We start from the raw sequence: 21,944 nt of genomic DNA, 5'->3' as shown, positions 1-21,944 counted from the left end.
ACCAGGAAGGAAATCACAACAAGCGGCTGCCTTTTCGAACACAGAAACGCATCGTATCAGAGGAATTAAGAATTTTTTGAGGATGCTGATGATTCTATCGTTAAGTTATAATATGCTTGTATCAAATAAAAAACGAAAAGGAGCTCACTATGAAAGCACTCGTCACTGGCGCAAATAAAGGAATCGGTTTCGAAATCGCTCGAAGTCTTGGTAAGCGTGGTTATGACATTCTCGTTGGAGCGCGTGATGAAGCCCGTGGGCAGGCAGCAGTCGAAAAACTTGCCGCAGAAGGCATCTCAGCAACGTACATCAAGATTGATTTAAATAATCTTGACAGTTTGCACGCAGCGGCTAAAATGGTTGATTCGCTTGATATTTTGGTCAATAATGCTGGAATTCCTGATAGTGTCAAGCCAGGGCGCGCGGCGCTCGACCTCGCCAAGCGCACATTTGACTATACAACAGAGGATTTACGTACGACGATGGAAACGAATTTTCTCGGCACACATGAGCTCATCAAAAGTCTGCTGTCATCTCTGACAGACAACGCGAAAATCGTCAATATCACTGTTCCGATTTCGCCGACCGACTTTTGGCACCCGCTCGCTTACATTACGAGCAAAGCAGCACTTAACGTGATGACACTGACTTACGCTTACGAGTTTGAAAAAATGGGCAGCCATCGCCAGATTTTCGGCATCATGCCTGGCGCAGTCGCAACCGATTTGAACGGCATGGAAGCTGGTGCGCACGGCGGATTCGTCAAGTCTCCCGAAGCCGCTGGGCAGATAAGTACCGACATTATCCTGTCTGATAAGAATCAAAATGGCCAAATTATTCAGTACGATGGAAAGATTGTTACAGATTATGAGATTCAGCTAAGAGGCTAGAAACACCAATCTCTGTCAGATGTACAACTTAGACTGGCACTTTAGTTACCTAGGGCTACCTTAATGATTTACACAGCCTCTCCAATAGGACAAAATTTCGTTTCAATCGTCACGTTCGAGCACTAATAGAATAGAAATCCCTGTTCACTTCTAGTGAATAGGGATTTTTTTCTTTCATATACTTTCCTGAAATTCGATTGACACAAGCAGAAAACTGTGGGAATATTTTCTTACGGCAACATTTAGAACGATGTTCACAATAATGAACAAGATGGATGATCATAAGTTAATAGCAAAATAAAAAAATGATAAGGTGAATTATGAGAGGAAATGTAGCTGTTATAACCGGCTCTGCAACCGGTATCGGAAAAGCCATCGCTCTTCGTTTAGCAAGGGAAGGCGTCCATATTACAATCAATTATTCCAAGTCGGAAATTGAAGCTTTGGAGACCCAAAAGGAAATTGAGGCTTTAGGAGTAAAATGTCTGTTGTTTAAAGCTACAGTTTCCGATGATCTTCAGGTACGCCAAATGATTAAAGAAACCGTAGCTTCATTCGGACGATTGGATATTTTAGTCAATAATGCAGGAGTGACCGATTTTGTTAGCCATGATGATCTTGAGGGGTTGAAAGAGGAGTATTGGGACAGGGTCATGGATGTCAATGTAAAGGGGCTTTTCTTTTGCAGCCGGGCCGCAGCGGTCGAATTAAAAAAGCAGAAAGGCTGTATCGTAAACATTACGTCGGTTGCAGGGTTGACGGGGCTAGGCAGTTCGATCGCTTATGCCGCCTCGAAAGCCGCTGCTATTAGTGTAACGAAATCGCTTGCCCGCATCATGGCCCCTGAAGTTCGCGTCAATAGTATTGCGCCTGGGATTGTACAAACCCGATGGGTTGAGGGGCAGGAGGATCATATCAAGCGACTGGCAGAGGGAACACCGCTTGGTAGAATTGCAACTCCGGAAGATGTGGCTGAAGTCGCTTATTCATTAATTGCGCATTCGCATTTTGTGACAGGAGAGATCCTCAAAGTAGACGGCGGCATGTTTATATAACTTATGAAAGCAGAAAAATAAGCTGACCGTGTCTAACGCGGCTGGGTCTTCCATTTCATCCGGAAAAGGAAGGTATTATCGGAAAAGCTATAGATAATATGAACGCTGCTCTGCTCTATTATTTGTCGCTACTTCTGGTTTACAACGGTATAAGTAAACCCGCTCCTATCTATAAGGAGCGGGTTATTTCTAGTTAGTAACTTTGCTAATTTCATTTCCTCATTAATGCAAGTGGTACGGTAGTTTCGTTCATGGATTCATACTGTTTCATACGATTGGGAATTGATGTTGTAGCATTTGGGACACTGGATCATCTATTACTTAGCGGCACGAATTGGAACTGAAACCCTAGAACCGCGATGGGAAGTATAAAAGCAGCCGTTTTTTCTATATTTTATAAATTGCATATGAGTTTATATTTTGATGATTTACTAAGATCGCCTTTTCCCTAATAATGAAGGGTATCCTTCAAAAGCCTCATGAAGTATTAATTGTAACCGTTCTCATCGTGCTGGGGGGTCATTCATATGCTGCAGAAGATTCGAAGATATAATAGGAGTGTTATAGCCACATGGCTAGTCTCGTATTTGTCTGTGCTGTTGGTACCTATTGTAATTAGTATGATTCTTTATTCGGCAACGCACAGTCTGGTGGAGAAAGAAATAAATCGGGCGAACGAGTTGCTTCTCACGCAGATCGAAATGTCTATCGATAGTAAGTTAAAAGGCTTGGAACAATTAAGCTTGGAAGTTGCTTTAAACAAAAATGTCTCTTCTTTCGCGAATGTTGAAAAGCCGTTATTCGACGATCAGTATTATCAACTTTTTAATATTGCCGAAAGTCTGAGAACTTACCAACGAGCCAATGACTATATTGAGCAAATTTACGTGATGTATGCGAACAGCGATACCGTTGTATCCACGTTCAATCACACCGATTCCCGTGGGCTGTTCACCCTCATGAGGCCGGGGCAGGAGACTTCTTTTGAGGAGTGGAGACGGCTATTTGACCAAAAGTATGTCTATAAGTATTCGCCAATGAAATATTGGAACGAAGGCACGTCGATGTCGGGGGTGATGTTTGCCCGGTCGCTCGTTTTGAATAATCCGCTTCAGCCTTATCCCATTCTAATCATTTTGATTAATGAGAATAAGCTGCTGGAAAGCATTCCGAAATACAATGATTCCTCGCTACTGATTTTGGATAAAGATAATCACTTCATTGCTGCGTCCAAAGATAAACAGGAGCTGCAAGAGCACTTGCCATCAGAGCGTTTGTTAGGGAAAAAAGGTTTGGTGTACGCTGAGATGAATCAGGACAAAGCGGCTTTGTCTTATGTTACATCCGAACTGACGGGCTGGAAATATGTGTCCGTTCTCCCGGCAGAAATCTTCAATGAGAAGATGGAATATTTGAAAGCGATAACAAGACTGGGTATTGCCCTAGGTTTGTTGATAGGCATTATCGTTACGATTATTTTCTTGAGAAAAAATTATATGCCCATTCAAGTCCTGCTGCAGAATATGACGCAGCGGTCCGGATTCCGTTTTGATGGAAAATCGAATGAGTATTCCTTTTTGCAAAATGCGCTTCATCATACCTTTATCGAGAAAGATGAAATTAGCAAGCTGTTAAAGCTGCATAATAATACGATCAGAGCGCATTTTCTGACACGTTTATTGAAGGGGCAGTTGGAGAAAAAGCTTTCGCTTACGGATTCTTTTGCCGCCCACAATGTCCACTTTGTTTCGGATCGGTTTGCGGTGCTGCTGTTCAGCATTGATGCTTACGGCAAGCTGCAAACGGATGAAGCGGATGCATCATTCGGGCAGGAGACACAGATGCTTCATTTTGTGCTTAGCAATGTGATCGAGGAGCTTGCTGGTGGCGATGCAACGGTTTATTCCACAGAAGTGAATGAGCTGACAGCCTGTATCGTTAATTTGAAACCACTTCCTTCGAATGAGGAAGAAGACTTGGTATTAATCCGAATGGCCACCCAAACGCAAGCGTTCATTAAGGAACACATCCATGCGGAAATGACGATTGCTGTGAGCGGTGTTCATAATGACGTGTATGGGATCTCACAATCGTACCAAGAGGCACTGGAAACTCTTGAGCATCGCATCGTGCGCGGCAATGGGCAGGTGATTTTGTACAAAGAAATTAGCATGGAGGCAGCGTTCTCCGGACGGAATTACTATTATCCGTTGAGCGTTGAACAACAGCTCGTTTACTACGTGAAGACGGGGAATTTGTCCAAATCGCAGGCCCTGCTAGCAGAAATTTACGAGGCGAATTTCAAGGATCATCCTGTTTCAGTGCCGCTTGCAAAATGTCTGCTATTTAATTTGGCAAGCACAATGCTGAAAACGCTCGACGAGGTAAGCTCGATCAGCAAACGAAATTTTGAAGCTCATGCTGAAGATGTGGAACGGCTGTTGAACTGTGACACGGTTCAGGACATGATGGCCCATATAAATCGAGTGCTTGAACAGGTCTGCGAATGGATTCAAACCGACAAGAAGAATCAACATACTTATCTGATCGATGATATACGCGTTTATATTCAGACGCATTTTCGAGATGTCAATTTGAATATCTCGATGATTGGGGAATCTTTTTCGCTGACACCTTCCTACGTGTCCAAAATATTTAAAGAACATACGGGAGAATCCCTGCTGGATCTCATTAACCATACGCGATTGTCAGCGGCAAAAGTGCTGCTGTCTGAGCACAACCTGACGATCAACGAAGTCGCATGGCGTGTCGGTTATGCAGATGTGAGCACATTCTTGCGCATTTTCAAGAAATTTGAAGGAATGACGCCTGGGAAGTATCAGAAGATTTAGCTTTTGCATCAACAAACAAAGCGATGTGAGGTTCAATAGACAAGGAATGGAGGAATAGCAGATGAAAAAAATGCGATTAAGCGAGCTGCAGGATGTTCAAAGTGGTCATCTTTTACAAGAGATATTGCTCGGTAAATATTTGTCTTCAGGCGGTCTTGCCTTTGCTAAGCAGGGGGAACGCAGTCATACAAATGATGGGCCGGATGGTCGTGACTATCATGTCCATGGGGATTGCGAAGCCTTTCTTATCCTGCAAGGAACGGGAACCATGGAAGTGAATGGGGAGTTTCATCAGGTTAAGGTCGGTGACGTTGTGATTATCGAGCCTGGAGAAGATCACCATCTGAATTCAAGCGAGGAAGATCCGATTGTAACGGTATGGTGTCATGCTGGTCCCAACCGGCATAAGAATCAGCAAGAAGAGGCAGCGATTTGAGCGCATTTTTCAGCGATTGTCGTTCATTCACGAAATTGCTAGAGAGTGAGTTTATGTTTTGCAAGTCATTTTAACTATTGCATATTTCACAAACGAAGCCAAATGAGGTTCAATAATCATGAAATTGGACAAAAAAACGACTTATGTGGAAGGGAGGTGAGGAAAGCGTCCTGAAGAAATAATTTAGTAAGCGCTTTCGTTTCAAAGCGATTCATCACATTCAGCAAAAAGGACGGTGTTAGTTACATGAGAATGTCACCGAAGAAGGCTGCGGCCTTCCTGTTATGCGTACTCTTGTTCATGAGTTTGATTCCTGGTTTCGTTGCTGCAGCAGATACGAAGTTCTCCGTATCGGGTTCCAGCGTGACCGCAAGCTCCAACGATGGCAATGTTCCTGCGAATACGGTTGACGGCGATATGGGTACACGTTGGTCAGCCAGTGGGGATGGCCAATGGATCAAATTCGATCTTGGCTCCAGCGTAACGATAGCTTTTGTTAAAATTGCCTTTTTAAATGGCTCTACGCGTACTTCCTCTTTTGATATTCAGACCTCTGCGGACAATGCGACGTTCACGACGCAGCTTTCCAATGTAACAAGTAACTTGGTAGATGGGCTGCAAACCTTCGATTTTCCGGATGTCGCATCGGTCCGGTATGTGCGTATCGTTGGTCATGGGAATTCGGCGAGCGCTTGGAACAGCTATTTGGAAGTCGAGGTTTATGGAAATGGAGGCAGCACTCCCGTTGAAGATTCAGTGACGGTTTCGACGTCGGCACAGCTGCAGACTGCGATCGACCAGGCTATTCCCGGCAGGATCATTTATTTGCAAAATGGCACCTACTCACAATCCGGTCCATTTACAGTCAATGGGATTCACGGTCAGGACGGCCAGGAAATCGTCATCAAAGCCTTGAACCGAGGGCAAGCGATTATTTCCGGGGGAGCTTATTTCAGCTTGTATCAGTCGTCTTATGTGACGATTTCGGGAATGAAATTTACAACTACGACGAGTGCAAGCAACAATGCGGTAAAAATGGATGAGTCCAGCCATATTCGCGTGACACGCAATGAATTCAATCTGAATGAAACCGGAGCCACGAACAATTGGGTGAAAATCAGAGGCGTTAACAGCGACAACAATCGGATTGATCGGAATAAATTCGTATCTAAAGCGGATCCGGGGCCGATTATTGCCGTAGATGGCGATGGAAGTACGTATATGTCGCGCTATACGATTATCGACCGCAACTATTTTTATGACAGCACACCAAGGATTACGAACGGGAAAGAGAGCATTCGTCTTGGCTTATCCGGCGTTTCTTTATTAAACGGGAACGCGACCGTAGAGAATAATCTGTTCGAGAACAGCGATGGCGATCCGGAAATCATTTCCGTGAAAAGCAGCGGCAATACGGTTCGCTACAATACGATTCGGAATTCGCAAGGGCAGGTTACGGCAAGACACGGCAATAACAATCAATACTATGGGAACTTCTTTTTGGGCGATGGCAGTAAAGCCGGTGTAGGCGGGTTCCGAATCTATGGGACGGATCATCGCATTTATAACAATTATTTTGAGGGTCTTACCACGGATGCCATTAATCTCGATGGTGGAGATTGGGATGGTGGGACCAATTCCACCAACTACAGCAGTGGGGATTTAAGCAAGCATTGGCGCGTGTATCGAGCACAAGTTACGAACAATACGATTGTGAACAGCGATTTCGGCATCATTATCGGCAGAAGCTATACATCAGCGCCAGTTGATAGCCGAGTAGCGAATAACATCGTTAACAACAGTACTGGTACGCTATATGAAGAAGTGAAAACATCGAATACCGTGTTTGAAGGAAATATCGGCTTTGGCAGCACGGTTACGAATCGTTCGAGAACTTCTTCGGAAATTCGGAATATCACACCGTCATTCACAACGATTGGCGGCTTGCAAAAGTTAACCTCGGGCAGTGCAGCCGTTAATGCCGCTGTTGGCAGCTATTCTTATGTCACTGAGGATATGGATGGTCAAACGCGTTCAACGAACGATGTTGGCGCCGATGAGTACTTCAGCTCCTCTACGTCCATCGTCCGCGTGCCGCTCAGTTCCTCGGATGTAGGACCTGATAGCCCGTAACATGCAAAACGAAACAGGTATGTAAAACCTGAAATTTGAGGTTTTGCATACCTGTTTCGATATTGATGATAGTTTTTTGGGCATGGATTCGGCAATATAGGGAATGTAGGCGCTTTCAATTTGAAAATACGGTTTAACTATGGAATGGGGGATGAACATGGAAAGTAACAAATCAAAAAGAAAGTATCGGTCATACAGCGCTGCTGGGCTAAGTGTTCTCATGTTAACAGGTATCGTACTTTCCGCTTGCTCGGAGACTGGCAGCACAACTAAGAATAGTGCAAGTCCATCCGCAACGGATGCACCGAAGGCAGTTTATCCGCTGAATACGAAGGAAACGTTAACATCATGGGAAAGTTTGAACAACAATGCGACTACGTTTTATCAAAACTTGGCTGAAACGCCATTTGGTAAACAGCTGGCCAAAGCTACCGGCGTTGAGGTGAAATATATTCACCCGAATGATCAGCAAACGAAAGAGCAGTTCAATCTGATGATTGTTGCGGATAAACTGCCGGATGTCATTGAATATGATTGGACGGGAAGAAGCGCGGGGTCTTACCCAGGCGGTCCGGAGAAGGCGATTAACGATAAAGTCATTCTGGAACTCAATGATTTGATTGATAAGTATGCGCCGAATTTGAAGAAAAAGCTGGCAGAAGATAAAGAACTCGACAAAATGATTAAAACGGATAGCGGCAAATATTATGTATTTCCAATGATACGTAACCCTTCCGGACTTGTATTCCGGGGACCTATCATTCGTAAAGACTGGTTAGATGAGCTGCAATTGCCGATGCCTGAGACGATTGATGAATGGGAGACGACGTTAAAGGCATTCCGTGATAAAAAGGGAGCAAAAGCACCATTTAGTGTCACTTACGTCAATGGGAATTTCGAAATTCGCGATGCTTTTATCGGCGCATATCATACTTCGAATACGTTCTACCTAGATGATGCAGGGAAAGTCAAATATGGTCCGGTTGACCCGCAATATAAGGATTTCTTAACGCTGTTCCGCAAGTGGTATGCAGAGGGACTGTTTGATAAAGATTTTGCATTGACTGACGGAAAAGCGTTGGATACGAAAATACTTGGCGGTCAAACCGGAGCAACGGTCGGCTTGCTGAGCGGCGGGTTAGGGAAATGGCTGGATGCCATGAAAACGAAAGATCCGAAGTTTAATCTGGTGGGCTCGCCGTATCCAACCCTCAAAAATGGGGAGAAGCCTTTTACAGGACAATTGGACTTTAAATATAATCCAGGTCCAAGTAAGGCGGTTTCGGCAACGACGAAAAATCCAGAACTGGCGGTTCGTTGGCTTGATTATGCCTACAGCACGCAAGGCAGTCTCTTGTTCAACTTCGGGGTCGAAGGTGAAAGTTTTACAATGAAAGACGGGAATCCTGTATATACCGATCAAATTGTCAAAAACGAGAAATACAGCTTGCAGCAAATGGTCTCACAGTATACGAAGCCAAACGGTCCTTATGAAGCGGACGAAAGACGCAACTGGAATACGTACCCGCAGCAGGACGCAGCTGTGAAACTATGGATGAATACCGACGCAGCGAAGCACACCATTCCAGCTTTTCTGACGCCTACTGCCGAAGAAAGTAAAGAGCTTGGCAAAATCGTTAACGATGTCAGCAACTATAAAGAAGAAATGTTCTCGAAGTTCATTATGGGCAAGGAGCCTCTTGAAAACTACGACAAATATGTTGAACAAATTAAAAAGTTAGGCATTGATCGTGCAGTTGAGATTTATCAGAAATCGCTTGATCGATATAACAAGAGATAGAAGACCGCTAAGGTTTGGATACGGAAGGAGTGGAACGATATGTCAACCAAACCACTGTTAGATTCGAGGACGGCCATAACTGTGAAAACAAAATCAAATGTATTCCCGGGTTTGGGCATTCTCAAAGATATTCAGAAAAATAAACTGCTTTATGTCATGCTACTTCCTATCATTTTGTTTTTCGGAGTGTTTCATTATATCCCCATGTATGGCGCGATCATCGCCTTTAAAGATTTCTCTCCAAGGCTCGGCATTCTAGGAAGTCCGTGGGCGGGGCTCGAACATTTTAGAACATTTTTCGAAGGGATTTATTTCTGGCGGACACTCAAAAATACGATCCTGATTAGTTTGTATGATCTTATCTTTGGTTTCCCAGCTCCGATTATTCTGGCGCTGCTGCTTAATGAAATTAAAAAGACATTTTTCAAACGATCGATCCAAACCATTACCTATATGCCGCATTTCGTCTCGCTTGTTGTCGTGTGCGGCATGATCAAAGAATTCACTGCCAGCAGTGGATTAGTCAATGATGTGATTGCTTTTCTGGGCGGCGAGCGACTCTCTCTGCTGCTTGAAGCCCAGTTTTTCCGTACGATCTACGTTTCCTCAGGGGTATGGCAGCATATTGGCTGGGGGACAATTATCTATCTGGCAGCCTTGGCCGGCATTGATACGGAGCAGTATGAGGCTGCGAAAATCGACGGCGCAGGGCGCTGGAAGCAAATGTTCCATATCACGCTGCCCGGCATCATGCCTACAATCGTGATTTTATTGATTCTTGAGATGGGACGCATGATGAACGTGGGGACGGAGAAAATTATTTTGTTATATAATCCTACTGTTTACGACACGGCTGATGTCATTAGCTCCTATGTGTATCGGATGGGCCTTCAGGAATTCAATTACAGCTTCAGCTCGGCCGTCGGATTATTCAATTCGGCAATTAACTTTACCCTGGTTATCGGGTCCAATTGGTTAAGCCGCAAGTTGAATAATACCAGTTTGTGGTGACGGGGGGATGACCATGTATCGCAAATCATTCGGAGAATGGACGTTTGATCTCGTAAACTATGTATTTTTATCGCTGCTGGCTATCGCGACAATATACCCTCTCGTATATGTCTTGTTCGCCTCTTTAAGCGACCCTACCTTATATATGCAGCATAGCGGAATCCTATGGAAACCGCTTGATTTCAACCTTAGGGCCTACAAATTGGTGTTCGATAACGGCGCAATCATGCATGGCTATGTCAATACGATGATCATTGTCGTGGTGGGCCTATGTCTGAACATCCTGCTTACTTCCCTCGGTGCTTATGCACTGTCCCGTAAATGTCTCGGTTATCGGAAGCCACTGATGCTCTATATAGTTTTTACGATGTTCTTCAGTGGTGGTATGATCCCGTTTTATTTTACGGTTAAAGGACTTGGCTTGGCGAATACATTGTGGGCATTAATTATTCCGCAAGCGATTTCCGCCTTTAATCTTATTCTGATGAAAACAGCTTTTGAAGCGATACCGGATAGCCTTGAAGAATCCGCGAAGATGGATGGGGCGAACGAATTTGTGATTTTGTTCCGGATTATGCTTCCGCTTTGTATGCCAGTTGTCGCGGTCATGCTGCTGTATTACGGAGTGAGCCACTGGAATGCTTGGTTTAACGCGCTGATTTTTTTACAAGATCGGTCGCTTTACCCGCTTCAGCTAGTGCTCAGAGAGCTTCTGCTGCAGAATGATGCGAGTTCGATGGCGAGCGGCGCCGGTTCCGGCGAAGTATCTGTCATTGGTGAGACGTTGAAGCATGCTACGATTATTATCGCGACAGTACCGGTTCTAATGATCTACCCATTCCTGCAAAAATATTTCGTTAAAGGCGCTTTAATCGGTGCAATTAAAGGATAATAAAGGAGAAACACAAAATTATGGAAAAACCTACTATGATTGAATCCGCTGATATTGAACGATGGTGGAAAGGCGTACAGAGCAAAGTGGATCAAATGCTGAGCCAAGATAGAGAACTTGCGCCCCACGTGGCTAAATCAGGCGCTTACGACGGATTGAAGCTCGATCAGTGGATCTCTGGATTCTGGCCGGGGATATTATGGATTCTCTACGATCTGACAGGTGAGGAACGCTATAAGGATGCAGCTTGGAATTGGGATGTTCGGATGGAACGTCATCTGTTGGAAGAGAACCATTTTCATCATGATGTTGGGTTTCAATATTTGCCGACATCTGTCCTCAAATATAAACTGACCGGCGATTTGGACGGAAGACGTCGGGGGCTGGCGGCAGCCAACTTCCTAGCGGGCCGCTTCAATCTGGCGGGGCAATTCCTTCGGGCTTGGAATCGTGATTTGCACGGATGGTCAATCATCGACTGCATGATGAATTTGTCTATCTTATTCTGGGCTTCGGAGGAGCTTGAAGACCCACGATTTGCTCAAATTGCCCGTGCGCATGCCGACATGGTACTTAAGCATATGATTCGAGGAGATGGATCAACTTGCCACGTCGCTGTATTTGATCCAAGTTCAGGTGAATTGTTGGAGTATAAAGGCTGGCAAGGCTATGCTCCGGACTCGTGCTGGTCCAGGGGGAATGCTTGGGCGTTATACGGCATGACGAACACGTATCGCTTCACGAAGCAGGAAAAGTATCTGCATGCAGCGCAGCAAATCGCTCATCATTTCATTAGCTCGCTGCCGGCAGAGATGGTTCCTCCCTGGGATTTTCGAGTTCCGAATGCGGACGAAGCGCCTCGGGATACATCCGCTGCGAGCATTGCAGCGTCAGGGTTACTTGAACTCGCTGAACTCGTTCGGGCAGAAGATGCCAGCAAGTACCGCTTAGCTGCTGAGCGTATCCTTTTGTCCCTATCTGAGAAATATGCCTCTTTCGATGAACCGCAGCATGAAGGTATTCTCCATGGAGGCACGGGGCATAAGCCGGCAGAGGCCAATGTCAACGTATCTTTGATTTACGGCGACTATTACTATGTGGAGGCTCTTGCCAAGTTGCAAGGCTGGAAGCATCGGGTGTTCTAATGGAATGGAACGCTTGCAGGTTCCTAAGCTTAGAACGATAGGGAGCAGGTAGATGGAGGAGCTTATGAGATGAAAGATACACTCCAGCAGGCACTTGACGAAGCAACCGCAGGAACAGTCATTGAATTGGCGAAAGGGGCGTATGAACAATGCGGCCCTTTCGTTGTTAAGGAGCAGAAAGGTTCTGCCCTGCAGTCGCTGATCGAGAGGGGGCTGTCTCACCGGGGTTTATACGGTATCATGAATTTGCAAGATTTCACCCTTCAATCAGAATTTAGAAGGGACAGAAGCAGGTCATCGATGAGGTCCACCAGGTACATTCACTTTTACAACCACAAGCAGTTTCAAAAAATTAAACAACCTTAGTCCGGTGGAGTACCGAACTAAGGCAGCTTAATGCTCTTATTTCATTGTTGTCAACTTGACGGGGCGCCATTGGCCTCCCGTTTGGGAAGGACCCAGTTGGGGCGCGGGAAGTGGCAGGTGTAGCCGTTCGGATAGCGATCCAGATAGTCCTGGTGCTCCGGCTCTGCTTCCCAGAAGTCGCCGACAGGCGTTACTTCGGTGACGACCTTGCCCGGCCACAGTTCCGACGCGTTCACGTCGGCGATCGTCTCCTCCGCCACCTTTCTCTGCTCGTCACTCACATAGTAGATCGCCGAACGGTAGCTTGTGCCGATATCGTTGCCCTGACGGTTCTGCGTCGTAGGATCGTGGATTTGAAAGAAATACTCCAGGATGCGCCGGTAACTCGTCTCCGCTGTTTCGAAGACGATTTCGATCCCCTCCGCATGAGTGCCATGGTTGCGATAAGTCGCGTTCGGAGTGTCACCGCCAGTATAGCCGACACGAGTCGAGACGACGCCGGGAAGCTTGCGGATTAAGTCTTGCATTCCCCAGAAGCATCCCCCAGCGAGTATAGCTCGTTGATGCATGTTTAAACCTCCTCAATCTAATTGAGATATTTGCAGATGGCTGTCGCCGTGATTGGATCTAGCCTCTGTCCTTATCATCCCATGGGAAGTGTCCCGCAGCTCGTTGATGTTTGCGGAAACGATCGGCTTCGTGAAACTTGGCCACCAAAAGGAGGACTAGACCTAAGGCTTCATATCGGTGATCTCTCGAAGATCCATGTCTAGAATATCCCATAACCGCATTGGAAAAGCAATGTTTATCAAACTAACTTAGAGCTTTAAAGTTCCCATGTGGGCCATGCTCCTGCAATAGGAAGTCACTATTTTAGATATGTGGAATGCTGGTGCTGGAAATAGTTACCTAAAAAGTACATGAAAACGGCCTACACAATATAGTGTGTAGGCCGTTAATTTATCTAAGCCCGCTCCTCTTTCTCTCCCAATATTCTTTGCTAAGGGAGATCAATTCTTTCGCTGCTTGATTTAGATAGCTGTCTTTTTTATAGCTGGCTGCAATTTCCCACACCGGATGCTGACGTAGAGAGAAATAGGAGACATTCGACCAGGAGATGGCATAACTGATTGGAAGGACTGAACAACAAATGCCCTCGGCGACCAGTTCGAACAAAGTTTGACAGCTTCGCGTTTCCAATAATATAGGAGGTGAAATATCATCTTCGGCCAAGAGATCGTCATAAATTTCCCGTAAAGTGGAGCCTTTCCGCATGACGGCGAATGAATCATCTACAAAGTGCTTAAGGCTGATTTCAGGAAGTGGTTCGCCGAGGCTGCCTCCTAAATGCGCGAGTGGGTGAGAGCTGGGAATACACAAGATTATCTCCTCAGAGCAGATCGGAATATAGGCATCTTTCGTTTTCTGAATCTGCTGAAGCGTGACAAAGCCGATATCCAGATTACCTTGAGATATGGCATGTTGCTGCTCTTTGACGGTCATTTCAAGGGGCTCGATCTTGACTTTGGGATATTTATTATAAAAACCCGGATAAATGGCTGCAAACATGTCGGTACCTCTTTCAGGAGTTAAACCGATCTTTAGTGTTCCTTCTTTGATCTCAAGCAGGTCATTGATTTTGTTGTAGGTCTCTTTCTTGATCAACAGGATACTTTTGGCGTTTTCAACATAGATGGCCCCTGCCTGAGTCAGATGCCAATTATTTCTGGAGCGAACGAAGAGCTGCGTACCCAGCTCATTCTCAAGCTTCAGGAGCTGCTGATTGAGAGCAGATTGCGTAATGAATAGTTTTTCCGCAGCCCTGGTAATGTTGTTGTCTTCGGCAATTTGAATAATGTATTCCAACTGCTTCAACTCCATATACAGTCGCTCCTCAACTCTTAAATTAATTTAGGGAAAACGTATTTTAATCACTTTTACTTTTCGATAATTCTAGATTACTATAAGTCCAATTCAGGAACAAGTGCTTATGAGAGGGGACTATCCATGTGACTGTTCAACGTGTTGAAAGTGAAAAGCCGCTGTATATTCAGGTTAATCCGAAGGATAATATGGCGATTGTTGTCAATGCTGGCGGACTGCCGGAAGGAACAGTATTTCGCTGTGGTCTTAAGCTCCTGCAAAATGTTCCGCAGGGTCATAAGGTGGCACTTGCTGATTTAAATCCAGATGAGGCGATTATCCGTTATGGAGAGATAATCGGGTATGCGATGAGAGGGATAGCGAGGGGAAGCCGGATCGATGAATCATTGGTGAGAATGCCGACACCGCCTCAATTGTTAGAGCTCTCAATAGCAAGCAACTTACAACAAACCATTCCTCCGTTGGAAGGCTATACGTTCGAGGGGTACTTGAATGAGGACGGAAGTGTTGGCAGTAAAAATATTTTAGGCATTACGACCAGTGTGCAATGCGTAGCCGGCGTGTTGAACTTCGCAGTGAAGAAAATTAAAGAAGAACTCCTTCCTCGATTTCCAAACGTCGAAGACGTGATCGCACTAACGCATACCTACGGCTGCGGGGTGGCGATTAACGCGCCTGACGCCATTATTCCGATACGCACAATTCAGAATCTCGCGCAAAATCCGAACTTCGGCGGAGAGCTCATGGTCGTCGGACTGGGGTGTGAAAAGCTGCTTCCCGAACGGATCGTTCCTGAAGGCGCCAACGATCAGATCGTAACCCTGCAGGAGAGCCACGGGTTCATGCCAATGGTCAGATCGATTATGGCGATGGCGGAAAAGCGCCTTGACAGATTGAACAGCCGGAAACGGATGACTTGTCCAGCATCGGCGCTAGTAGTTGGTTTGCAATGCGGGGGAAGCGATGCATTCTCGGGAGTTACAGCGAATCCGGCTGTCGGATACGCTGCTGATTTGCTGGTACGTGCAGGAGCTACGGTGTTGTTCTCCGAAGTTACGGAGGTCAGAGATGCCATTCACTTATTAACACCTCGTGCAGTGAATGAGGATGTTGGGCGAGCTTTAATCCGTGAGATGGATTGGTATGATGATTACCTGCATCGTGGCAGCGCGGATCGCAGCGCGAATACGACACCTGGGAATAAAAGAGGCGGCTTAGTCAACATCGTCGAAAAGTCGCTCGGATCTATCGTCAAATCGGGTACGAGTCCGATTGCCGGTGTCCTATCTCCTGGTGAAAGAGCAACCCAGAAGGGGCTGCTGTTCGCAGCGACGCCTGCCAGCGATTTTGTATGCGGTACGTTGCAACTAGCTTCCGGCATCAATGTACAGGTGTTTACAACTGGAAGAGGCACGCCTTACGGATTGGCTGCCGCTCCGGTCATCAAAGTATCGACGAGAAATGCGTTAGCAGAGCAATGGAATGATCTGATAGATCTAAACGCAGGAACCATTGCGACGGGGGAAGCGACGATTGAAGAAGTGGGCTGGGAGCTGTTCCATCTTATTTTGGATGTTGCGAGCGGGAACAAGCGAACTTGGGCAGACCATTGGGGGCTGCACAATGACCTCGCTTTATTTAACCCTGCACCCGTCACCTGATCGTAATTTGAAAGAGGAGGAGTGAAATCATGGGTACAGGTTGGATTCGCCGGGTTATTCCGCCAATCGTTACTCCGGGGATGCGGAAGAATGTGTTGAGGAGCAAGGCTTGCGCCGGGTTGTAGAGCGCGGCTTTTTTATTTTATGGGATCAAGTTCTTGTCGAAAACCCAATGACAAGAACTTGATCTCATTCCCGACGGCTCCAGGTTGGAGATTTATTAATTGGCCAGTGGAGAGACTGCCTTTTCTCAAGTAACGGGGAGGATAGATAAAATCTTCGTTATTTATTACCTTTGAGGTAAAGAATCATAATAGTTAAAATTAGTAGTCCTATAATTAATAAAGGACCGAGACCTGTGATATACACAATGTATATTTTTATATTAAGGATAGCGTTCACAATAAGAACTATTAATAAGGAGATACACAATAAAATGATTAGAGGCATGTTCTTATTTCTACGCAAAACAACCAGCCCCTTTTATAGAAGATTACTTATACAGTAAAGAATAAAAAGCCAAGTAATAAAATGGCGTCACCATAATAAATTTATCTGTTATAAAACATTATGCGAATCACATCTTGTACTATTATGGAAAGCATACAATGTTTTTTCTTCAAGATAACTGTTTCGTACTTATATGTCTCAATGGATGGATTAAATAAATTGATGGTGAATATTCAAACCAATCACTAGTTTTGAAAGATAACAAAAGGTATTGACGGAGACGATAGTTAAAACATCGAAAGAGATGCCGAACGGGACTGCAGTTTTCTCAACTAACGGGCAGATTAACTCAATAAAAAGACATTTGAATAAAGGTGAAATATGTATATTTGTGGAAGTAATATTGAAAATTAATCATGGAGGTCATAATATGGCCATAGAAATAATTGAAAGAGAACAAATCCGTATCATAGGAATGAAACTGGAAACATTACTTCAAGACACTAGAGAGCAAATGATAATTCCAAAACTCCAACAATCTTTCAATGAAAGATTAGAAGAGGTAAATGGTGCCGTAGTATTTCCGATTACATATGGAGTTTTCATTGACCCGCCAAATTATAATCCTAATACTGATCTGTTTACATGGATAGCTGGCGTTGAAGTTAATCATGATGTAGAACCGCCAGTCGATATGATTTCATACGAACTTCCTAAAGCGACCTATGCTGTTTTAGAATACCAAGGAGACATTGACAGAGCTGGTGATGCATATGGAGAGTTGTATGAATGGATAAAGAATTCAGAGTATGAACAAGCAGGAACTTATGGGTTCGAGGTGTATTCGAAAGTACACTCACCATTAGAACGTGGAAATGCAGATTTTCTTTTACATTTTCCAATAAAGAGGAAGTAATTGACTAAGATGCATTAAGCGGATAACTTTAACGCGGCGATGGGACAGATCCATCGCTTGTTTTCGTTTCTGTTGCTCCAGTCACCTATCGGGATGTTATATGAAAAAATAAAAGGGAATTTCAGGAAAAATGTGGAATATTCAACTTAAGTAATTCACTCTATTTCTGAAGGAGTTATTCCCATGTCTCAGTTACCGTCGTTAATTGAAGAAATTCATTATATCCGCATACAAGTAAGAGAATTAGAGGATTCTGTGCGTTGGTATACAAAGTTCCTGGGATTCACATTACGACGTCTGACAGAAGAATTGGCAGTAGCGGAATTAAAAGCTGGTCCATTATTAGTTTTAGTGAGCGCTCACATTGATTCTCGTGGTTACTTTAGTAGAAATGGTCAATGCAGAACGTTAGTGAAAAAAATTTGGAGGTAGGGGATGAGAACAAATCGATTAATATTCATGCTAATTACAAGTTTATTGGTCGGCTGTAGTAGTAATGCGCCTTCCATCCAACCTCATGTTAGGCTGGTATACTTAGATGTTAGTTCATATGAGAGCAATAAAGATTATCAACAAATGTTAGAATTAATTAATCAAAGTGCAAAAGCAATTAATGAGAGAAACAGTAAGGCATTTTTTGAGTTATTTTCTGATAAAATAGAGAATTCTAAAAAACTAGCTTTATCCAACTATGACTATCAAGTAACGACATTAGAAACAAAGTTTTTGAAATTGGATCGCCCAACTTTTGAAAACACTACAACTGACCCCAGTAAAATGAATGTTACAATAACTGTCGAGTATCTTGAAAAAGATAGTAAAGATATGAAAAAGGAATCAAGAATATACTACTTCCAAAAGGCTGATAATAAGTGGGTTATTGCTTATATTGATTAATTAATAGTGGACTGTTTGATTTAGAAAGTTATGACAACTCAGAGAGGCGGCTAAGTGTGGTCTCGACTTGGAACGTTGCGCCGGGTTAGGTCTATAAACAAAGGGAGGTTCATTCAAACTAACGGGACACGATAATACAGTGATAAAGCATGAAGGCAGCCGTCAAAATGAACGAGTGCCTTTTATAAATAAGCGTGCGGTCAGTAATTTGCAGAAATGTATGTTGAATTAAGGGTTGGGTTCATATGATGGGTGATAAGTGTCTTCAAGTGTGAAGGAGGAATCATAAATAATAAAGTTAAATCGTGCCGTTTTGTTACTATTTATCACTATCCAGATTCTAAGTGCTTGTTCAAAAGATTCAAATACAATCCCAGAAAGTTTTAAGTATGAGAATGAAAAGTATAAATTCATCCTTATGTTACCTTCAAAATGGCACGATAATTATGATGTTGTTGAACTCAAACATGAAGATATCATAGCTTTCAGATTTACCTCAAGGGTTGGAAAGGGTGAATTATTTAGAGTTGAGGTTTGGCCTGAAGATCAATGGGAATCTAAGGGAATCGAGTTGACTAAAATTATTCACATTTCTAAAATTGGTGAGCTAGGTGAGACAGTCTATGCATTTGAGACCCCAACGGATGTGCAGTATGATCCCAACAACCAGAAAGATATGGAACAATACACTTTGTTAAAGCAAGATGTCGGACAGATAAAAGCAAGTTTTGAAGTTAAGAAATGATCCAATGACATGTAATACCCCACTCGTTACGATAACGGAGAACGATAGTTCAAGAAAACAGCGTCAGTCGAGGACTTTTATTTCGTCCACGACTGACGCTGTTTTAGGAAAGTCAAAAACAAATTTTACAAAGTCAGACGTTTTTGTAAATTGCTCAGCCGCTTTTTACCCATCGAAAAACTGATGAATGCAGACAATAGTGCTAACACTATAATAAAACTTGCCATCCATGGATTGTAGAGAACGGTGGAATTGGCGCTTATCATCGCTCCTCCAGCCCCAGCGCCTGTCGCCAACCCTAAATGAATGATCGATGTATTCAAGCTAAGAACGAGACTGGAAGATTGTGGTTCTTGTTGAATGAAATACGTTTGAGTTGCTGGACCAGCCATGAACAGAGAGACCATCATGATTGAAATCAAAAGTAAACCGATGAGAGTCGACCCAGCAAACAGAGGAAGAAGGGCCAGGACAACAACGTGCACAATGGTGCTGAAAGCTATGATGCGCGCTGCCCCCCATCGATCAATTCCGTAGCCGCCAAAACGGGTACCGACTGCACCAAATATACCAAAAACAAGCATGACGATGCTAATGTTGGACGCTTTAAGTTGAAGGATATCTTGCATAAAAGGGGTCAAATACGTAAACAACACCGAATTACCTGATTCTCTAAAGAAAGTAAGAAACAAACCGCTCACGATTACGGCACTGCCCAGTACTTTAAATTGTTGTCGGAATGACGTCGGTGCATCCCCCTCGATCTCTGGTAGCAAGCGAAAAATGACAAAGGTAACCAACAGGCTCATCAGTGCTAAAATCAGGAAAATTGCTTGCCAGTTCAACCAGTTCGTAATGGATATGCCGATGGGCACGCCCAAAATCATCGCGCTGCTGAAGCCAAGAACGATCGTGCTGATTGCACTGCCTATCTTCTCGGGAGGAACAATTTTGGCAGCCGCACCAAATGCTGCGACAATATAAACACCTGAACTTACACCCAGAACAATGCGTGACGCTATTAAGGTGGAGATATCCGTACTCCAGAAGGAGAGCAAGCACCCCATGATGAAAGCTGCCATTGCACCTAACAACACTTTTCTACGTCCCAAGCGGGATGTTAGTGATACCAGGATAGGTGTTCCAATGGCAAAGGCCAGCGAGTAGGCCGTAATCAATTGCCCGGCAAAGGCGATGGAAATGTTTAAGTCTTTAGCGAGTACACGCAGGATTCCGGAGACAACTAACTCGGAAGTAGCTGTTAAAAATACCCCTAATGCAATTACATAAATCGTCCATTTATTCATATCTTTCATTCCCTTCCATTTGACTTATTGTCATTATAGAAGGGGTGCGATAATATTGTAAGAAGGCAAAGTATTCGGATGTAATCCATCTATTTTGACTAACTTACTTTTTGTTAGGGGTGAGTGGGATGACGGATCATAATGACAATTCCTATTTGGAAACGGATAGTTCTAACATTTGCGAAGTATTGCAAATTCTTGGAGCCAAGTGGGCTTTTCTCGTGCTGAACGAATTGCTTCGTGGGCCACAGCGATTTAATCAACTGCAAAGGAATACAGCTGTGATTAAGACGCAGTCTCTTACGGATACGCTTCGACACTTGGAACAAAACGGTCTAGTTCTGCGCCAAGTTTTTCCTACTGTACCTGTAACGGTTGAATATTCCTTAACTGAAAAGGGAAGCGATTTCCAAACTGCGCTGAAGGAAATGAATAAATGGGTGGAAAAGTGGGGGAAGCCACCTCAAGTAAACGGGAAAACGAGCATTTCTTCGTAACAAGCGCTTTTTGGTATAGGCGGTTAAGTGAAGTTAAATAGGATGATGTAAAAACCGGGACTCAGTTGGAGTGCCGGTTTGTTGTTTTTTTGCATAGGCATTGGGATCGAACGCGCAGGACGGTGGAATAATACGCTAGTTTGATGAAATAAATGTAAAAAAGTAGGAGGTCGTTCTATGACTAGTTAGATCAGTTCCGTAATTCTTTGGTCTTTGCCATTTTCGGAGCCTCATTAAGCGATTGGGCAGATAACATAGTTAAGTAATAGGATTTTGTAATAAGATATTCCAGTAAATGTGACTCTATATGGGTGGTGTGAATAAAGATGCAGATTAGTTTTAAAAAGGTAAAACAGAAATTATTAGAGGTAGGCATCACTAATGAAAGTGGTATTCACTCTGATAATTTAATTATTTCACTCGAGCAGAAATATGACTTTCACTTACCTCAAGATTATAAAGAATTTCTTTTGACATATGGGAGAATAAACTATAACCATGAAATAAGCTATTCAAAATTAGCCAACATTCCAAAGCATGTTGAACGAGGGAGAATGGGGTATTTTTATAACTTGCAAAATGACAATAATGATTTAATTACTAATATCGAATGCTATCTTGGGAGAATGCCTGAAAGCATGATACCATTTGCGGAAGTTACAGGTGGGGATCAACTTTGTATTGGAGTTACTGATGATGTAAGGGGAACGATTTACTTTTGGGATCATGACCAAGAACACTTCGCCCCCTCAGAAGTAGAATTATGGAATAATGTTTACTTAATAGCAAATTCATTCTCGGAGTTTATCCTAAGTTTTCAAATAGTAGAGGAAGAAAATTTACCCAAGGATCTTGGTATTGTTAGTGTAAAAACAACACCTGAGTTTCTAAAACTGGTTGAAAAATTCAAAAATAAAAAAGAGAAAACGAGCTAATCAAGAAAGCTATTTAGCGTTTGATTGGCTTGACAAATTAAGCTAACGAAAGAATTATAGTAGGGAAGCCT

General features: G+C 43.8%; 20 protein-coding genes and 1 pseudogene. 17 read left to right on the top strand and 4 right to left on the bottom strand.

From position 1 onward, the window contains the following. Positions 1-149: 149 nt before the first annotated feature. From GON05_RS17085 to GON05_RS17040, 10 genes are all read left to right on the top strand, one after another. Positions 150-890: an SDR family NAD(P)-dependent oxidoreductase gene (locus GON05_RS17085; protein WP_157320226.1), complete on the top strand. Its 741-nt coding sequence runs from the start codon at positions 150-152 to the stop codon at positions 888-890. Positions 891-1,210: 320 nt separating this feature from the next. Beyond that, the gene (locus GON05_RS17080; RefSeq protein ID WP_157320225.1) at positions 1,211-1,945 is read left to right on the top strand and encodes an SDR family NAD(P)-dependent oxidoreductase; all 735 of its coding nucleotides are present in this window, start codon (positions 1,211-1,213) and stop codon (positions 1,943-1,945) included. Positions 1,946-2,472: 527 nt separating this feature from the next. Further along, the gene (locus tag GON05_RS17075; RefSeq protein ID WP_157320223.1) at positions 2,473-4,797 is read left to right on the top strand and encodes a helix-turn-helix domain-containing protein; all 2,325 of its coding nucleotides are present in this window, start codon (positions 2,473-2,475) and stop codon (positions 4,795-4,797) included. A gap of 61 nt (positions 4,798-4,858) precedes the next feature. Continuing rightward, complete coding sequence (locus tag GON05_RS17070) at positions 4,859-5,233, top strand: cupin domain-containing protein (protein WP_157320221.1); 375 nt, start codon at positions 4,859-4,861, stop codon at positions 5,231-5,233. A gap of 300 nt (positions 5,234-5,533) precedes the next feature. Continuing rightward, a complete protein-coding gene (locus GON05_RS17065) occupies positions 5,534-7,366 on the top strand; it encodes a chondroitinase-B domain-containing protein (RefSeq protein ID WP_246239223.1) in 1,833 nt (610 codons plus the stop codon). 157 nt (positions 7,367-7,523) lie between these two features. Continuing rightward, entirely contained in the window at positions 7,524-9,167 is a 1,644-nt protein-coding gene (locus GON05_RS17060) for a type 2 periplasmic-binding domain-containing protein (RefSeq protein ID WP_157320219.1), read from the top strand. Between the two features lie 156 nt (positions 9,168-9,323). Continuing rightward, on the top strand, positions 9,324-10,178 hold the full coding sequence (locus tag GON05_RS17055; protein WP_397369239.1) for an ABC transporter permease: 855 nt from the start codon (positions 9,324-9,326) through the stop codon (positions 10,176-10,178). Positions 10,179-10,191: 13 nt separating this feature from the next. Then, positions 10,192-11,070, top strand: coding sequence for a carbohydrate ABC transporter permease (locus GON05_RS17050; RefSeq protein ID WP_157320215.1), 879 nt, complete (start codon positions 10,192-10,194; stop codon positions 11,068-11,070). A gap of 20 nt (positions 11,071-11,090) precedes the next feature. Next, positions 11,091-12,215 (top strand): glycoside hydrolase family 88 protein, encoded by a 1,125-nt coding sequence (locus GON05_RS17045; protein ID WP_157320213.1) that lies wholly within the window; start codon positions 11,091-11,093, stop codon positions 12,213-12,215. A gap of 69 nt (positions 12,216-12,284) precedes the next feature. After that, positions 12,285-12,581 carry a hypothetical protein gene (locus tag GON05_RS17040; protein ID WP_157320211.1) on the top strand — a complete coding sequence of 99 codons (297 nt, stop codon included), beginning with the start codon at positions 12,285-12,287 and terminating at the stop codon, positions 12,579-12,581. Between the two features lie 50 nt (positions 12,582-12,631). Here the strand turns inward: GON05_RS17040 and msrA are convergent, their stop codons facing one another. The 3 genes and pseudogenes from msrA to GON05_RS17025 all read right to left on the bottom strand — a co-directional run bounded on the left by msrA (position 12,632) and on the right by GON05_RS17025 (position 14,462). Beyond that, positions 12,632-13,150, bottom strand: coding sequence for a peptide-methionine (S)-S-oxide reductase MsrA (gene msrA / locus GON05_RS17035; protein WP_157320209.1), 519 nt, complete (start codon positions 13,148-13,150; stop codon positions 12,632-12,634). Positions 13,151-13,162: 12 nt separating this feature from the next. Next, a pseudogene (locus GON05_RS17030) lies at positions 13,163-13,282 on the bottom strand (hypothetical protein); the annotation flags it as partial. Between the two features lie 259 nt (positions 13,283-13,541). Then, positions 13,542-14,462 (bottom strand): LysR family transcriptional regulator, encoded by a 921-nt coding sequence (locus tag GON05_RS17025; RefSeq protein ID WP_157320207.1) that lies wholly within the window; start codon positions 14,460-14,462, stop codon positions 13,542-13,544. A gap of 128 nt (positions 14,463-14,590) precedes the next feature. Between GON05_RS17025 and garD the strand changes: the two genes are divergently transcribed. The 5 genes from garD to GON05_RS17000 all read left to right on the top strand — a co-directional run bounded on the left by garD (position 14,591) and on the right by GON05_RS17000 (position 19,134). Then, a complete protein-coding gene (gene garD / locus GON05_RS17020) occupies positions 14,591-16,126 on the top strand; it encodes a galactarate dehydratase (protein WP_309491747.1) in 1,536 nt (511 codons plus the stop codon). A gap of 814 nt (positions 16,127-16,940) precedes the next feature. Continuing rightward, positions 16,941-17,492 (top strand): GyrI-like domain-containing protein, encoded by a 552-nt coding sequence (locus GON05_RS17015; RefSeq protein ID WP_246239222.1) that lies wholly within the window; start codon positions 16,941-16,943, stop codon positions 17,490-17,492. Positions 17,493-17,675: 183 nt separating this feature from the next. After that, positions 17,676-17,924 carry a VOC family protein gene (locus GON05_RS17010; protein ID WP_157320203.1) on the top strand — a complete coding sequence of 83 codons (249 nt, stop codon included), beginning with the start codon at positions 17,676-17,678 and terminating at the stop codon, positions 17,922-17,924. 3 nt (positions 17,925-17,927) lie between these two features. Then, the gene (locus GON05_RS17005) at positions 17,928-18,389 is read left to right on the top strand and encodes a hypothetical protein (protein ID WP_157320201.1); all 462 of its coding nucleotides are present in this window, start codon (positions 17,928-17,930) and stop codon (positions 18,387-18,389) included. A 313-nt stretch (positions 18,390-18,702) separates the two neighbouring features. Next, positions 18,703-19,134 (top strand): methyltransferase, encoded by a 432-nt coding sequence (locus GON05_RS17000; RefSeq protein ID WP_185157221.1) that lies wholly within the window; start codon positions 18,703-18,705, stop codon positions 19,132-19,134. 125 nt (positions 19,135-19,259) lie between these two features. On the opposite strand, the gene GON05_RS16995 is transcribed toward GON05_RS17000, so the two are convergent. Then, complete coding sequence (locus GON05_RS16995) at positions 19,260-20,441, bottom strand: MFS transporter (protein ID WP_157320196.1); 1,182 nt, start codon at positions 20,439-20,441, stop codon at positions 19,260-19,262. 128 nt (positions 20,442-20,569) lie between these two features. On the opposite strand from GON05_RS16995, the gene GON05_RS16990 reads away from it, so the two are divergent. Further along, complete coding sequence (locus tag GON05_RS16990) at positions 20,570-20,938, top strand: winged helix-turn-helix transcriptional regulator (protein WP_157320194.1); 369 nt, start codon at positions 20,570-20,572, stop codon at positions 20,936-20,938. 326 nt (positions 20,939-21,264) lie between these two features. Beyond that, the gene (locus GON05_RS16985; protein WP_157320192.1) at positions 21,265-21,873 is read left to right on the top strand and encodes an SMI1/KNR4 family protein; all 609 of its coding nucleotides are present in this window, start codon (positions 21,265-21,267) and stop codon (positions 21,871-21,873) included. Positions 21,874-21,944: the final 71 nt, after the last annotated feature.

Source organism: Paenibacillus anseongensis (assembly GCF_009757995.1).
Taxonomy (GTDB): Bacteria; Bacillota; Bacilli; order Paenibacillales; family NBRC-103111; genus Paenibacillus_E; species Paenibacillus_E chondroitinus.
Note: the sequence above shows the minus strand (reverse complement) of the source record. Positions and strands in the feature narration are given on the sequence as shown.